Annotated in this window: 13 protein-coding genes; 6 read left to right on the top strand and 7 right to left on the bottom strand. The window is 73.0% G+C overall.

From position 1 onward, the window contains the following. The first annotated feature begins 2 nt into the window (after nt 1-2). The 3 genes from ACWEVN_RS17950 to ACWEVN_RS17940 are packed head-to-tail and all read left to right on the top strand — an operon-like array spanning nt 3 to nt 2,694. A complete protein-coding gene (locus ACWEVN_RS17950; protein WP_452051961.1) occupies nt 3-1,190 on the top strand; it encodes an acetyl-CoA acetyltransferase in 1,188 nt (395 codons plus the stop codon). Further along, on the top strand, nt 1,187-2,170 hold the full coding sequence (locus ACWEVN_RS17945; RefSeq protein WP_452051960.1) for an LLM class F420-dependent oxidoreductase: 984 nt from the start codon (nt 1,187-1,189) through the stop codon (nt 2,168-2,170). Before ACWEVN_RS17950 ends, ACWEVN_RS17945 begins: the two co-directional genes overlap by 4 nt. 2 nt (nt 2,171-2,172) lie before the next feature. After that, nucleotides 2,173-2,694 carry a pyridoxamine 5'-phosphate oxidase family protein gene (locus ACWEVN_RS17940; RefSeq protein WP_452051959.1) on the top strand — a complete coding sequence of 174 codons (522 nt, stop codon included), beginning with the start codon at nt 2,173-2,175 and terminating at the stop codon, nt 2,692-2,694. Here the strand turns inward: ACWEVN_RS17940 and ACWEVN_RS17935 are convergent. Continuing rightward, entirely contained in the window at nt 2,684-3,529 is an 846-nt protein-coding gene (locus ACWEVN_RS17935; protein WP_452051980.1) for an SGNH/GDSL hydrolase family protein, read from the bottom strand. The two genes, ACWEVN_RS17940 and ACWEVN_RS17935, sit on opposite strands and share 11 nt — an antisense overlap. A 111-nt stretch (nt 3,530-3,640) precedes the next feature. Between ACWEVN_RS17935 and ACWEVN_RS17930 the strand changes: the two genes are divergently transcribed. Continuing rightward, nucleotides 3,641-4,864, top strand: coding sequence for a PucR family transcriptional regulator (locus ACWEVN_RS17930; RefSeq protein ID WP_449686066.1), 1,224 nt, complete (start codon nt 3,641-3,643; stop codon nt 4,862-4,864). 299 nt (nt 4,865-5,163) lie between these two features. Here ACWEVN_RS17930 and ACWEVN_RS17925 read toward each other — a convergent pair whose 3' ends face one another. Then, nucleotides 5,164-5,598, bottom strand: a complete 435-nt coding sequence (locus ACWEVN_RS17925; protein ID WP_452051958.1) for a hypothetical protein — start codon at nt 5,596-5,598, stop codon at nt 5,164-5,166. A gap of 74 nt (nt 5,599-5,672) precedes the next feature. Then, nucleotides 5,673-6,542: an alpha/beta fold hydrolase gene (locus ACWEVN_RS17920; RefSeq protein ID WP_452051957.1), complete on the bottom strand. Its 870-nt coding sequence runs from the start codon at nt 6,540-6,542 to the stop codon at nt 5,673-5,675. Nucleotides 6,543-6,609: 67 nt separating this feature from the next. Here ACWEVN_RS17920 and ACWEVN_RS17915 point away from each other — a divergent pair, with 67 nt between their 5' ends. Next, entirely contained in the window at nt 6,610-7,341 is a 732-nt protein-coding gene (locus tag ACWEVN_RS17915) for a TetR/AcrR family transcriptional regulator (protein ID WP_452051956.1), read from the top strand. A 108-nt stretch (nt 7,342-7,449) separates the two neighbouring features. Here ACWEVN_RS17915 and ACWEVN_RS17910 read toward each other — a convergent pair whose 3' ends face one another. The 4 genes from ACWEVN_RS17910 to ACWEVN_RS17895 all read right to left on the bottom strand — a co-directional run bounded on the left by ACWEVN_RS17910 (nt 7,450) and on the right by ACWEVN_RS17895 (nt 12,015). Further along, a complete protein-coding gene (locus ACWEVN_RS17910; RefSeq protein WP_310971317.1) occupies nt 7,450-8,115 on the bottom strand; it encodes a TetR/AcrR family transcriptional regulator in 666 nt (221 codons plus the stop codon). Between the two features lie 80 nt (nt 8,116-8,195). Next, nucleotides 8,196-9,887 carry a flavin monoamine oxidase family protein gene (locus tag ACWEVN_RS17905; RefSeq protein ID WP_449686061.1) on the bottom strand — a complete coding sequence of 564 codons (1,692 nt, stop codon included), beginning with the start codon at nt 9,885-9,887 and terminating at the stop codon, nt 8,196-8,198. Then, the gene (locus ACWEVN_RS17900; RefSeq protein ID WP_452051955.1) at nt 9,884-10,627 is read right to left on the bottom strand and encodes a carbon-nitrogen hydrolase family protein; all 744 of its coding nucleotides are present in this window, start codon (nt 10,625-10,627) and stop codon (nt 9,884-9,886) included. The genes ACWEVN_RS17905 and ACWEVN_RS17900 overlap by 4 nt, the downstream gene beginning before the upstream one ends. Beyond that, nucleotides 10,624-12,015, bottom strand: a complete 1,392-nt coding sequence (locus tag ACWEVN_RS17895; protein ID WP_452051954.1) for an amino acid permease — start codon at nt 12,013-12,015, stop codon at nt 10,624-10,626. The genes ACWEVN_RS17900 and ACWEVN_RS17895 overlap by 4 nt, the downstream gene beginning before the upstream one ends. Before the next feature lie 207 nt (nt 12,016-12,222). On the opposite strand from ACWEVN_RS17895, the gene ACWEVN_RS17890 reads away from it, so the two are divergent. Further along, entirely contained in the window at nt 12,223-13,044 is an 822-nt protein-coding gene (locus ACWEVN_RS17890; RefSeq protein ID WP_452051953.1) for an SCO6745 family protein, read from the top strand. The last annotated feature ends 34 nt before the right edge of the window (nt 13,045-13,078 follow it).

Here is a 13,078-nt window from a genome sequence, read left to right as displayed (position 1 = left end):
TCATGACGGTGTTCGTGCTGGGTGGGGCGCAAACCGACTTCGCGCGCAACTTCACCAAGGAGGGGCGCGGGATTCTCGAGCTGTTCGCCGAGGTCGTGCCCGCCGCGCTGGCCGACGCCGGGGTTGCGGCCGAAGACGTCGAAGTCGCCCACGTCGGGAACCTCGCGGCGGAGCTGTTCACCGGGCAGGCCCAGCTCGGCGGGCTGCTGGTGGCGGCCGTCCCGGAGCTGGACGGCGTGCCGTCGACCCGGCACGAAGCCGCGTGCGCGTCCGGCAGCACCGCCGTCCTGGCCGCCTGCGCGGACCTCGAAGCGGGCCGCTACGACGTCGCGCTGGTCGTCGGCGTCGAGCTGATGCGCAACGTCGACGGGCAGCGCGCGGCCGAGCACCTCGGGTCCGCCGCCTGGGCCGGGCACGAAGCTGTCGCCGCGAAGTTCCCGTGGCCCGCGCTGTTCGCCGACGTCGCCGCTGCCTATGAGGCACGTTACGGCCTCGACCCGGACCACCTCGGGCAGTTCGCTTCGCATGCTTTCGACCGGGCGGCGCTGAACCCCCAGGCCCAGGCCCGCGACTGGCGGTTCCCGGCCGGCGCGTTCGGGCCCGACGACGAGCTCAACCCCGTGATCGAGGGGGGCCTGCGCAAGCAGGACTGCGGCCGGATCACCGACGGCGCCGCGGCGGTCCTGCTGGCCTCACCCGCGTTCGCCGAACGGCTCGGCGGCGGGTTCCCGCGCATCGCGGGCTTCGGGCACCGCACCGCGCACATCGGCCTGGCGCCGAAGATCGCGTCCGACGGCGAGTACCTGTTCCCGCACCTGCGCGGCGCCGTCACCGACGCCTACCGGCGGGCGGCCGTGCCCGGCCCCGACGCGCTCGACGTCGTCGAACTGCACGACTGCTTCACCATCACCGGCCTGGTCGCGCTGGAGCATCTCGGCGCGGCACCGCCCGGCGACGGCGGCCGGTTCGTCGCGGACGGCGGTCTCGACGCGGCCGGGATCAACCCGGGCGGCGGCCTGATCGGCCTCGGCCACCCGGTGGGCGCGACCGGCGTCCGCATGCTGCGCGACGCGGCCCGGCAGGTGTCGGGCACCGCGGGAGAGACGCAGGTCGAGGGCGCCCGGACGGCGTTGACGCTGAACGTCGGCGGCTCGTTCACCACGGTGGTCACGATGGTGGTCACCGCATGAGGCTTTCGGTGTCGCTGGGGCTCTGGCAGGACCGGCCGCCGGAGGAGGCCCTGGAAACGGCCCGCGCGGCCGAGGAGGCGGGCTACCCGGAGCTGTGGATCGGCGAGATGGCGACGTGGGACGCCTTCGCGCTCGGCACGGCGATCGGCGCGGCCACCTCGCGGATTTCGCTGACGTTCGGGCCGTTGGCGGTGACCGTGCGGGACCCGGCGACGATCGCCATGGGCGTCGCCTCGGTGGCGGCGCTGACCGGCCGGTCGACCGGGGTCGCGTTGGGGACGTCCAGTGACGTCGTCGTGCGCGGCTGGCACGGACGTTCGCGGGACCGGGCGGCCACGGCGTTGGCGGAGTCCGCGGTGGCGGTCCGCCAGCTGCTGGGCGGCGAGAAGTCCACTGTGGATGGATCGGTGGTCGGCTCGCAGGGGTACCGGCTGCGGCTGCCCGCGCCGAAGTCGCCGGTGACGATCGCCGCGTTCGGGCCGCGGGCGCTCGACGTCGCCGCCCGGCACGCCGACCGGATGGTGATCAACCTGGTCAGCCCGGCGGCCGCGGCGACGCTGGTGCGTGGCCTGCGAGAAGCCGCTTCGCGCATCGGCGTCACACCGCCGCCGGTGGCCGCGTGGGTGGTCGCCGCGGCCGACCCGGGCCCGGCCGAGCTGGAGCAGCTCCGCCGCGGGGTGGTCGGCTACCTCGCCGCGCCGGGCTACGCGGACATGTTCCGCGCGGCGGGCTTCGGCGACCTGATCGACTTCGCCCGCACCCGGCCGCACCCGCGGGCGCTCCTGGCCGCGGTGCCCGCCGAGGCGATCGCCGTGGCCGGGCTGCTCGGGTCCGGCGCCGAGATCGCCGCGAAGGCCGCCGAATACGCGGAGGCGGGTGTCGACGAGCTCGCGATCGTGCCCGCGACCGGCGACGACGATCCCGGTGGCGGAAAAACTCTCGCCGCGTGTCGATCCGCCGTCGTCCCGTTCGACGCGTAGGCATGACCGAAGCGAACGAAACCAAGAACCTCGACGGAACCGGGTCCGCGGCGGCGCTGCCGTGGAGCAGGGCGCGCGACCTCCTCGCCACCCAGACCCCCAAGGAGGACCTGACCTTCTTCGTCGGCACCGTCCGCCCCGACGGGCGGCCGCACGCCGCCGGCGTCGGGGCCATCTGGGTGGACGACGCCCTCTACTTCGTGAGCGGGCCGGGCACGCGCCGGGCCCGCAACCTGGCGGCGAACCCGGCGTGCAGCGTGTCGGTGCGGCTGCGCGGCCTCGACCTCACCATGGAGGGCGAGGCCCACCAGATCAGCGACCCGGCGACGCTGGAGCGGGTGGCGGCCGTCTACCGCGAGGGCGGCTGGCCCGCGACGGTGCTGGACGGCGGGTTCACGGCGTCGTTCATGGCGGCGAGCGCCGGGCCGGCGCCGTGGCACCTGTACCGGCTGACGCTGGACCGGGCCATCGGTGTCGCCACCGCCGAGCCGCACGGCGCCACCCGCTGGGACTTCACCCGCTGATCGCCGCGGCGACCAGGCGGCCGATCGCGGCCATGCCGTCGGCGTTCGGGTGCATCGGCGCGGCGACCGACGTCGGGAGCACGCCCTCGAACCACTTCACCCCGGGCAGCTTGCAGACGTCGTGCCCGATCGAGGCGGTCCGGACGTCGACGTACCGCGCGTCGTGCGCGGCGGCCTGCCGGGCGAGGGCGGCGTTGGTCTTGTCGATGCTGCCCTGGATGTAGTTCGCGTCGCGCGGGGTCAGGGGCGCGAGCGGCCAGCAGCCGTTGTGCGGCAGGTAGGTGCCGTAGCCGGCGACGAAGACGTCGGCGTTCGGCGCCTTCGCGTGGATCGCGTCGAGCAGCGCGCCCCACACCGGCTCGAACGCGGCGATCTTCTCGGCCAGCTGGTCGTGGCCGCCGGCGGTGTAGCGGTCCACGCAGTCGGGGGTGATCCCGGGCAGCAGGTTGATGCAGCTCGTCGCGGCGCCGACCAGGCCGATGTCGTTGCCGCCGATCGTCACGGTCACGGTGCTGGTCCGCTCGCTCAACGCGTCCAGCTGCGGCGGCACGGCGCCGGAGGACGTCTGCTGCGGGGCGGTCATGTCCGCCGTCGTCGCGCCGGAGCAGGTGACGTCCTTCAGCGGCACGCCGAGCTCCTTCGCGGCGAGGTGCGGGTAGTCGGCCAGCGACCGGAGGCAGCCGGGGGAGGAGAGGTCGGGCGGCAGGATCAGCGGCCCGGCCGCCGCTGAATCCCCCAGAGCCACGTACTCGCCGGCGGTGGCCGCGGCCGCCGGGCCCGCCGCCGCGCCCGTCAGCGCGGTGACCATGATCGCGATGAACGCCGTCGTTCTCACTCGCACGCCGTCCTCCTTGACGTTGTGCCGACTGTTGGTCTCCGTGACACCATCGGCACCGGGCGTCACCGGATTGACTGGGAATCCGGGCAGAGAACGGGGGGATCGGTTGTGACCGAGCACAAGTGCGGCGGGGACCTCACCCTCGGCGGCCAGCGCGTGCACGAACGGCTCACCCGGGAGGAGCCCGAGCTGATCGCCCGGGTGCTCGCGCGGATCCAGGCCGAGGTGGCGGACTACCGGCGGCTGCCGGTGGAGGAACTGGCCGGCGACATCGCGGGCATCACCCGGCAGGCGGTGCGGGCGTTCGCGCGCAGCCTGCGCGAGGATCGCGAGCTCAACGAGGCCGAGCTGCGGCAGATCGGCGTGTCCGCGGTGCGGCGGGCGGAGGAGGGCTTCCCGCTGGAGGCCGTGCTGACCGCGTACCACGTCGGAGCGCGGGAGATCTTCGCCGTCGGCTCCGCTCCGTCGGGCCGCGCGGACGTCGCCGATCTGCTCGAGGTGGCGGACCGGGTGCTGGCGTTCGTCGGCACGGTCACCGGCGCGGTGACCCGCGGCTACCTGGAGGAGCTGCGGACGAAGGTCGGGCAGGAGCACACCGCGCGCCGGACGCTGCTGTCGGTGCTCGTCGACGGCGGGCCGGTCGACGTCGTCGCCCGCAGCGCCGGGATCACGCTGCCGGCGCGGTACGTGGTGCTGAGCGTCGAACTCGGGCCGCACGCGGACGAGGGGGCGCCGGGGGTGGACGCCGAGATCGCCGTCCGGCGGAAGCTGCGCCGGTTCCTGGCGGCGTTCGAGGGATCCTGCGGGGACGGGGTGCTCGCGTCGCTGGACGGCCCCGGCGGGCTCGTCCTGCTCCCGGTGGCCGGGCGGGTCCCGGATGGGGATGCGGTGGTGGCCGCGGCCGGGCGCGCGGCGGGCGTGACGGTGCTGGCGGCGGCGGAGACGGCCGCGCCGTCGGAGGTCCGGGAGGTGGCGGCGCAGACGGGCGAGGTGCTGGACGTGCTGCGCTGGTTCGGCCGCCCGCCCGGTCTGTACCGCCTCGACGACGTCCTGGTCGAGTACCAGCTGACCCGCCCGGGAGCGGCCCGCGACCGCCTCGCGGCGGCACTCGACCCGCTGGACGCCCACCCGGAGCTGGTCGAGACCCTCGACGCGTACCTGACGTTGGAAACCAACCGCCGCCGCACGGCGGCCCAGCTCCACGTCCACCCCAACACGGTCGACTACCGCCTCCGCCGCATCCGCGACCTCACCGGCATCGACCCCCTCCACCCCGCCGGCCTGCCCCGCATCATCGCCGCCTCCGCAGCCCGCCGCGCCACCCACCCCTAACCCGCCGTGTCGTCCCCAATCACGCGAGTTACGCGTCCAATCACGCGAGGTACGCGCTCAATCACGCGAGTTACGCGCTCAATCACGCGAGTTACGCGCCCAATCACGCGAGATGGCCCGCGGATCACGCCGGCCGACCCGGCAGGTACGCGGGCCGACGTTCCGAACACCGCGCCGGGAGGGCACCCGACCGGGACTGTCCCGTCCCGGCGGACCTCCGTACCCGGGAGATCAGCCGGCGTACCGGGGCGGTCGGCGCGCCTACCGGGGCGGTCGGCCCGCATACCTGGAGGGTCGGCTCACGGGACCCGGAGCACCCGGCCGGCGAACTCGCGTACCCGGACGGACGACCCGCGTACCCACACGGACGACTCGCGTACCGGAATGGCCGACACGCGTGATTGGCGGGTCGACCCGCGTGATGGGGAGGTCGACACGGCGGCGCGGGCGAGGAGGCCGGTGACCAGGGCCGAGGCGAGGACGAGCGCAGCGAGGCCGGAGGCCCGGTCGAAGGTGAGCTCGCCGAATCGGCCGAGGACGAAGCCGGTGTGCAGGCCCCAGGCGACCACCGCCACGCCCGTCGCCGGGCGGAGGGGCGCGCGGTAGGCCGCGAACAGGACGACCGCGCCCGAGGTGACCAGGGAGTACCAGGGGTGGCCCGTTGCGCCCGCGAGGTCGGCCACGATCACCGCGGCGACGGCGGCCACGCACCCGAACGGAAATTCGAAGCCCATGCCCCCAGCCCAGCCCACGGGCCCGGGGGAAAGCGTGAGCCAGGACACGTTCCCTACGCCGTCACCGCGGGTCTTTACGCTTTCTTGACGAAGTCCGCGATCGTGTCCACGAGCGACGGCCACACCGGCCGCGGCAGGTTGTGCCCCATCCCCGGGATCACCACCAGCTCCGCGCCCGGGATCGCCTCCGCCGTCGCTTTGCCGCCGCTCACGTTGATCAGCGGGTCCGCGTCGCCGTGGACGATCAGCGCCGGCAGCCGCACCTCGCGCAAAAGGGCCGTGCGGTCGCCCGACGCCACCACCGCCGCCGCGTGGCGCAGGGTGCCCACCGGGTGGCGGGCGCGGTCGTAGTGCAACGCCGCCTTGGCCAGCAGGAACGCCTCGTCGTCCGGGTAGCCGGGGGAGCCGAGTTTCCGGTAGCCCTCGACGCTGTCCACCAGCGCCTGCTCCCGCGTCGACGCCGGCGGCCGGGTCAGCAGCGCCAGCGCCCACGGCTCGGCCTGCCCGACCGCCCGGTCGCCGGTGGTCGACATGATCGACGTGAGCGACAGCAGCCGGTCCGGGTGGTCGATCGCCAGCTGCTGGACGATCATCCCGCCCATCGACGCGCCCACGACGTGCGCCCGGGAGATCCCCAGCGCGTCGAGCAGCCCGACAGCGTCGTCCGCCATGTCCGACAGCGTGTACGGCGCACTCGACAGATCGCCGGCCGCCAGCGCGGCCAGGTCCGGCGGCGGCAGGTGGTCGAGCCACGTCGAGAGCCCGACGTCCCGGTTGTCGTACCGCACGACGAAGAACCCGCGGCCGGCCAGCAGCTCGCAGAAGCCGTCCTCCCAGGTGATCATCTGGGCGCCGAGGCCCATCACGAGGACCAGCGGCGGAGCCGCCGGATCGCCGAAGGTGTCGTACTCGAGCTCGAGACCGTTGGCCTGTGCGCGTGCCATACCCCGATCCTGCCGTACCCGCGCGGAGCTGGCACCGGGCCGGGCCGTGCGGTTACCGTTACGCCCCATGCCGACCTCTTCCTCGGGCACCGGACAGCGCCCCCGCTCGCGGGCCGCCGCGGGCCTGCCGGCGCTGACGGCCGACTGCATCGTCTCCGCGGCCACGGCCCTCACCGCCCAGCGCGGCCTGGACAACTGGACGCTGCGGGAGCTCGCCCGCTCGGTCGAGGCCTACCCGGCGGTGATCTACCACCACGTCGGCGACCGGGACGCGGTGGTGAACGCCGTCGTCGACCGGGTCGTCGGGCTGCTGGAGCTGCCGGACGATCGGCTGCCGTGGCAGGAGTGGTTCACCGAGCTGCTGGCCGGCCTGCGCGCGGTGCTGCGGACCTACCCGGGCTGCGCGCGGCGGCTCGCCCTGTTCGGCCCGTCCGTCAAAGCGGCGACGCGCACCATCGACGCGGGCATCGGCGTGCTGCTGGGCGCCGGGTTCGGCCGCGAGAGCGTCTTGGCCTACAACCTGCTGCTGATGACCGCGTGCCAGTTCGTCGCCATGGAGGACGACCGCGACGGCGCGCTCGCGCTGCGGATCGACAACACCGAGGAGTACGCGACCTACCGCGAGCGGGCCGACCTGCCGGGGATGGCCGAGCTGGGCTCGGCGATGCACGACCTGATGGGCGACCCGGACCTCGCCTCGGGCTACTACGCGCAGCTCTACGACTACGCGGTCCGGCGGTGCCTCGACGGCCTCGCGCACCGGCTGGACGAACTTCGCGAATCGGACACCGAAGGTTGACAGCGACTTGACAGTGCCTCGGCGTACCGTGGGCGTGCGTCGGTGGTTCGCCCACTGACCCGGAGCCCCTGGCGCCCTCCTCCCCCTCGTGGCGCCGGGGGCTTCGGTCTACCCGGAGTCGCCCTGCCGCGGTGACGGCGGCCCGGGGCGCGACGGCGCCGCCTGGATGGCCGGGAAGACCTCGCCGACCAGCGTCACCAGCGACTTCGACAGCAGCAGGTGCACCTGGTCACGGGTCAGCGACCCGCGCACCAGCCACTCCCGGCCCGCCGACTTCACCATCCCGCCGAACGCGCGCACCAGCGCGTTCAGCTCGGGCCCGTGCTCGCTCTCCCGCGACAGCCCGACGGCCTCCAGCACGCGGTCGGCGGATTCGCGGTCGGCCTCTTCGAGGATGCGCTCCACCTCGAGGTCGCGGCCGATGCCCTCCGGCGCGATCGCGGCCAGCCACATCCGCTCCTGGCTGGTGACCATGTCGAGGAACCACTCGATGGCGACGTCGGCGCGCAGTTCCAGCGGCCCGTCGGGGAGGATCTCGACGGCCAGCCGCGGCACGGTCAGCGCGCGGCGGATGATTTCCAGGTACAGCTCGCGTTTCGTGCCGAAGTAGTGGTTGATCAGCCCCCGCGCCACCCCGGCCGCCGCCGCGATGTCCGAAGTGGACACTGCGGAATAGGGACGTTCACCGAACAGCCGCGCCGCACAAGCGTAGATCTGTTCCTTCCGTTCGTCCGGTTCCAGTCTTCGCCATCTCGGCGCCGGCTCGGTGTTCATCCGCCCATCGTCGCACGGGCCGTTGCGCCGGGCAGGGTAGTGCGCACGATGTCGGACGCGCACCCACGATCGGGGCACGGTCAGTCCGGGAGCGTGATTGGCGCGAGGTCCGCGAAGCCGTCTCCGGGGCCCGGATTCGCCGGATCGGTTACTCCGCCGAAGTGGTGCAGCACGCCCCACACGGCGTTCAGCGCCGTCTGCACCGCGCCCTCGGCCCAGCCCGCCGTCCACGAGATGTCGTCGCCCGCCAGGAACAGGCCCCGGTAGCGCGCCGGCAGCTCGTCCTGCACGAAGTGCGTGAACAGCCGCTGCTGGTAGCGGTAGTGCCCGGGCAGGTTCGCCTTGAACGCGCCCATGAAGTGCGGCTCGGCCTCCCAGGACACGGTCACCGGGTCGCCGATGATGTGCCGCCGGACGTCGACACCGGGGTAGATCTCGCGCAGCGACTGGAGCATCACCTCGACGCGCTCGCCGACCGGCAGCGGCAGCCACTTCAGCGAGTCGTCGGCCCACGTGTAGGACAGGCAGATCACCGCGGGGCTGTCCGGGTCGTCGCCGAGCAGGTACGTGCCGCGGGGCATCCGGTCGGTGAGCGTCATGCTCATCGCGTCGCGGCCGGTGCCCGCGTCGCGGTCCAGCCAGAACGGCCGGTCGACCGGCACGAACACCTTCGACGACGCCATGTAGTGCGTGCGCTCGATCGCCGTCCAGTGGTCGATCGGGAACAGCGCTTCGTCGCACTCGATGTTCGACAGCAGCATCCAGCTCTGCGCGGTGAACACCGCCGCCGGGAACGTCCGGATGTGCCCTTCGGTGTCGGTCACGGTGATGTTGCCGGGTGCCGTGCGGTGCAGCCGCGCGACGCCGGGCTGCGGACGTCCGCCGTGCAACGTGCTCAGGCTGGTGCCGGCGGGCCAGAAAGCGGTCTCTTCCGGGGCGTGTTCCCACAACCGCAGGGGGAGCTGCCTGCTGCCGCCGACGATGCTGCGGTGCTCGTCGTCGGCTCCGGTGTAGACCACCCGCAGGATCTCCAGGATGGAGTTGGGGAAGTCGGTGTCCCAGCCGCCGGTGCCGAAGCCGACCTGGCCGAAGATCTCGCGGTGGCGGAAGGAGGCGAACGCCGGGGAGTCGCAGAGGAAGCCGTAGAACGTCTGGTTGTCCAGCCGCGGGACGAGCTCGTTCCACAGCCGCTTGATCGTCTTCGCGTCGCGGTCGCGGATCGCCGTCTGCATTTCGGCGAAGCAGGCGTGCTCGGCCAGCGTCCGGTCCCAGGCCGTGGCGACCTCGCGGAAGACGGCGGGCAGGTCCTCGGGCGTGCGCGCGTAGTGGCTCTCGCCCTTCAGGTCGACGACGGTGCTCGGCGTCCCCGGCGCGAGCGGGTTCGGGAACGGCGTGGTCTCCAGCCCCACCTTGTCGATGTAGTGGAACAGCGCGGTCGACGCGGGCGGGAAGCGCATCGCACCCATCTCGGCGACCACGTCGTCCGGGCAGCCGGGGAACCGCACGGTCCGCAGGCGGCCGCCGAGCTCGGCGATCTCGTACACCACCGGCCGCAGGCCCAGCTTCATCAGCTCGTACGCGGTGACGACGCCGGAGAGGCCGCCCCCGATCACGGCGACCTCGGTGCCGTGCCGCTCGGCGGGCAGCGTGCCCAGGCCGGCGGGGTGGGCGAGGTAGTCGTCGTAGGCGAACGGGAAGTCCGGGCCGAACATCGTGATCGGGCGGCCCGCCGGTTCGTCGTGGTGGATCGCGGTCGGGACGGCGGAGGTCATGCGGTGGTTCCTCGGTACAGTTCGGGCCGTCGGTCGGCCAGGTGGGTGTTCTCCAGGCGGGACGCGGCCAGCGCGTCCCGGGTGACGTCGGCGGTGACGACCTCGGGCCCGGCGCCGGCGCGGGCCAGCACCTCGCCGGTCGGGGCCACGACGCAGGACCGGCCGCAGTAGGTCAGCTCCCGCTCGGTGTCACAGCGGTTCGCGTAGGCGACGAACAGCTGGCTTTCGTAGGCGCGGGCGGGCACGAGCGTGTCCGCGACCAGCTCGTACGGGCTCATCAGCGCGGTCGGCACGACCAGGAGCTCGGTGCCGGCCAGCGCGTGCGCGCGGACCAGTTCCGGGAACTCGACGTCGTAGCAGATCAGCAGGCCGATCCGGAGGCCGCCGAGGTCGGCCTGGACGACGGGGTCGTCGCCGGGGGTGAACCAGGCCTTGTCGAGCTCGCCGAAGAGGTGCGTCTTGCGGTAGTTGGCGAGCCGGTTTCCGGCCGCGTCGACCAGCTGGACGCTGTTGTAGACGTGCTCGCCGTCGGTTTCCGGGTAGCCGTAGGCCAGTGCGGTGCCGGTGCGCCGCGCCCACGCGGACACCCGGGCCGCGGTGGGGCCGTCGGCGGGTTCGGCGAGCTCGTGCGTGCGCGCGCCGATGTGGTAGCCCGTGGTGATCATCTCCGCGGTGACGACCAGGTCGACGTCGATTCCGGGCAGGTCGGCGAGCGGGCCCTGGTGGATCGCGACCCTCATGCCAGCCTCGACTTCCGGATCCCGTAGCCGAAGTAGATCAGCAGGCCCAGGACCATCCAGGCGCCGAAGACCAGCCAGGTGGCGCCGTCGAGGCTGAGCATCATGTAGCCGCAGCACAGCACGCCCAGGATCGGCGTCACCGGCGAGAGCGGGACGCGGAACGTCCGCGGGCGGTCGGGCTGGCGCTTCCTGAGCAGCAGGACGGCGACGTTGACCAGGCCGAACGCGAACAGCGTGCCGATGCTGGTGGCGTCGGCGAGCTTGCCGAGCGGGATGAAGGCGGCCAGGACCGCGACGAACCCCGAGACGACGAGGGTGTTGATCCGCGGGGAGCCGGTCTTCGCGTCTACTTTGGACAGCGCGGGCGGGACGAGGCCGTCGCGGGACATCGCGAACAGGATGCGCGTCTGTCCGTAGAGGACGGTCAGCACGACGCTGGAGATCGCCACGATCGCGCCGACGGCCAGCAGCCCGGCCCAGAACGGGTTGTCCGAGACGACGTCGAGCACGTGGGAGAGCGCGGCTTCCTGGCCGTCGAACTGCTGCCACGGCAGGGCGCCGACGGCGGCCACCGCGACCAGGCAATACAGCACGGTCACGATGCCGAGGGAGAGCAGGATCGCGCGCGGCAGGTCGCGCTGCGGGTTCTTGGCCTCCTCGCCGGCGGTCGAAGCGGCGTCGAAGCCGATGTAGGAGAAGAACAGCTTGGCGCCGCCGGCGCTCAGCCCGGCCAGCCCGAGCGGCAGGAACGGCGTGAAGTTCTTCGCCTGCACCGCGCTGAAGGCGATCGCGCAGAAGAGGACCAGGGTGCCGATCTTGACCACGACCATGACGGCGTTGGCCCGCGCGCTCTCCTTGGCGCCGGACAGGAGCAGGACCATCGCGAGGACGACGACGAGGATGGCGGGCACGTTGACGACCCCGCCGGAGCCGGGCGGCTGGCTGAGCGCGTCCGGGATGGCGAAGCCGAAGGCCAGGCGGAGCAGCTCGTTGAGGTACTGGCCCCAGCCGACGGCGACGGAGGCGACCGAGACGCCGTATTCGAGGACCAGGCACCACCCGCAGACCCAGGCGACGAGCTCGCCGAGCGTGGCGTAGGTGTACGAGTAGGACGAACCGGACAGGGGGATCATTCCGGCGAGCTCGGCGTAGGACAGTGCCGAGAACAACGCCGTGACGCCGGCGAGCACGAAGGAGAGCACCACCGCCGGGCCGGCCACCGGGACGGCCTCGCCGAGCACGACGAAGATGCCGCTGCCCAGCGTCGCCCCGATGCTGAGCATGGTGAGCTGCCCGAGGCCGAGCGACCGCTTCAACGTGCCATGATCACCTTCGGCGACCAGGTCGGCGACCGGTTTCCGCCGCACCGTCGCGGCTCGCAAAGTCATGCCGACGACGGTAACGGTCGTTTCCGGAGCGCAAAACAGGGGAACATTGCGCGTACAGATGAATCACAGGTGATTCATTGCACATAGTCGTCAGATCATGGCGATTCGTTTTGATTCTGCTGGGGGTGTCGGATCGGCGGTCGGCCGTTCGTGGAGGGGGTGAGCGGCCGCCACGAGGGCGCCGCCACGAGTCCCAAGGGGAAGAAGATGGCCGTCGCCCGCCGCATGTACGACCTGGTCGAGCCGATCGGCCTGGTGCCCTACTTCGCCGACGAGTCGGACGAAGCCCTGCTGGCGCTCGGCCTGCGCAACGTGTGGGACGCCTACTTCGCCGGGCGGGCTGCGCCGCTGGGCCGGTCGGTGCCGGCCGAGGTGGTCCACGCGATCTTCTACAACTTCGCTCCCGGCGAGGTGGCCCGGCACATTCCGCGGGTCTGGGAGCTGACCACGCCCGAGGCGGCGCTGGCGGCCCGTGAGCGGGGCTGCGTCGCGGGGATGCGGCGGGTCCTCGGTGACCTCGCGGACGACCCGCGGGTCGCCCGCGCCGCCGACCTCCTGCTGAAGGCGGCGACCAGCGCGCCGGTGGAGGGACGTGCGCTCTTCTCCGCCCTGCGCGCGCTGCCGGTCCCGGAGGAGCCGGTGGCCCGGTTGTGGCACGCGGCCACCCTGCTGCGCGAGCACCGCGGCGACGGTCACATCGTCGCGCTGGTGGCCGAGGGCATCGGCGGGACGGAGGCCCACGTGCTCCACGCGCTGTCGATCGACCTGCCCGCGGAGAAGTTCGGCCGGGTCTGGCACCTGCCCGCCGCCCAGCTGACGGCGGTCGTCGACGGCCTGCGCGCCCGCGGCCTGGTCGGCCCCGACGGCTGGCTGACCGCCGACGGCCGGGCCGCGAAGGAGCGCGTCGAGGCCCTGACCGACCGGCTCGCCGAGGCCCCGTACGAGGCCCTCACCCCGGCCGAGCTCGACAGCCTCATCGCCGACCTCGAACCGCTCTCGGCCCCCTTCCGGGCCACCTTCCCGATGTAGCGGTCGTGAGTGGTAAGGAGGGTTCTAACCCTCC

This window comes from Amycolatopsis sp. NPDC003861, from assembly GCF_053605405.1.
The sequence above is the reverse complement of the archived record's forward strand: the minus strand, read 5'-3'. Positions and strand labels throughout refer to the sequence as shown.

Bases quoted from the DNA above. Each gene is read 5' to 3' on its own strand.
- ACWEVN_RS17950 (WP_452051961.1), top strand. From the start codon at position 3: ATGACGGTGTTCGTGCTGGGTGGGGCGCAAACCGACTTCGCGCGCAAC.
- ACWEVN_RS17945 (WP_452051960.1), top strand. From the start codon at position 1,187: ATGAGGCTTTCGGTGTCGCTGGGGCTCTGGCAGGACCGGCCGCCGGAG.
- ACWEVN_RS17940 (WP_452051959.1), top strand. From the start codon at position 2,173: ATGACCGAAGCGAACGAAACCAAGAACCTCGACGGAACCGGGTCCGCG.
- ACWEVN_RS17925 (WP_452051958.1), bottom strand. From the start codon at position 5,598: ATGGGCTTCGAATTTCCGTTCGGGTGCGTGGCCGCCGTCGCCGCGGTG.
- ACWEVN_RS17920 (WP_452051957.1), bottom strand. From the start codon at position 6,542: ATGGCACGCGCACAGGCCAACGGTCTCGAGCTCGAGTACGACACCTTC.
- ACWEVN_RS17915 (WP_452051956.1), top strand. From the start codon at position 6,610: ATGCCGACCTCTTCCTCGGGCACCGGACAGCGCCCCCGCTCGCGGGCC.
- ACWEVN_RS17910 (WP_310971317.1), bottom strand. From the start codon at position 8,115: ATGAACACCGAGCCGGCGCCGAGATGGCGAAGACTGGAACCGGACGAA.
- ACWEVN_RS17905 (WP_449686061.1), bottom strand. From the start codon at position 9,887: ATGACCTCCGCCGTCCCGACCGCGATCCACCACGACGAACCGGCGGGC.
- ACWEVN_RS17900 (WP_452051955.1), bottom strand. From the start codon at position 10,627: ATGAGGGTCGCGATCCACCAGGGCCCGCTCGCCGACCTGCCCGGAATC.
- ACWEVN_RS17895 (WP_452051954.1), bottom strand. From the start codon at position 12,015: ATGACTTTGCGAGCCGCGACGGTGCGGCGGAAACCGGTCGCCGACCTG.
- ACWEVN_RS17890 (WP_452051953.1), top strand. From the start codon at position 12,223: ATGGCCGTCGCCCGCCGCATGTACGACCTGGTCGAGCCGATCGGCCTG.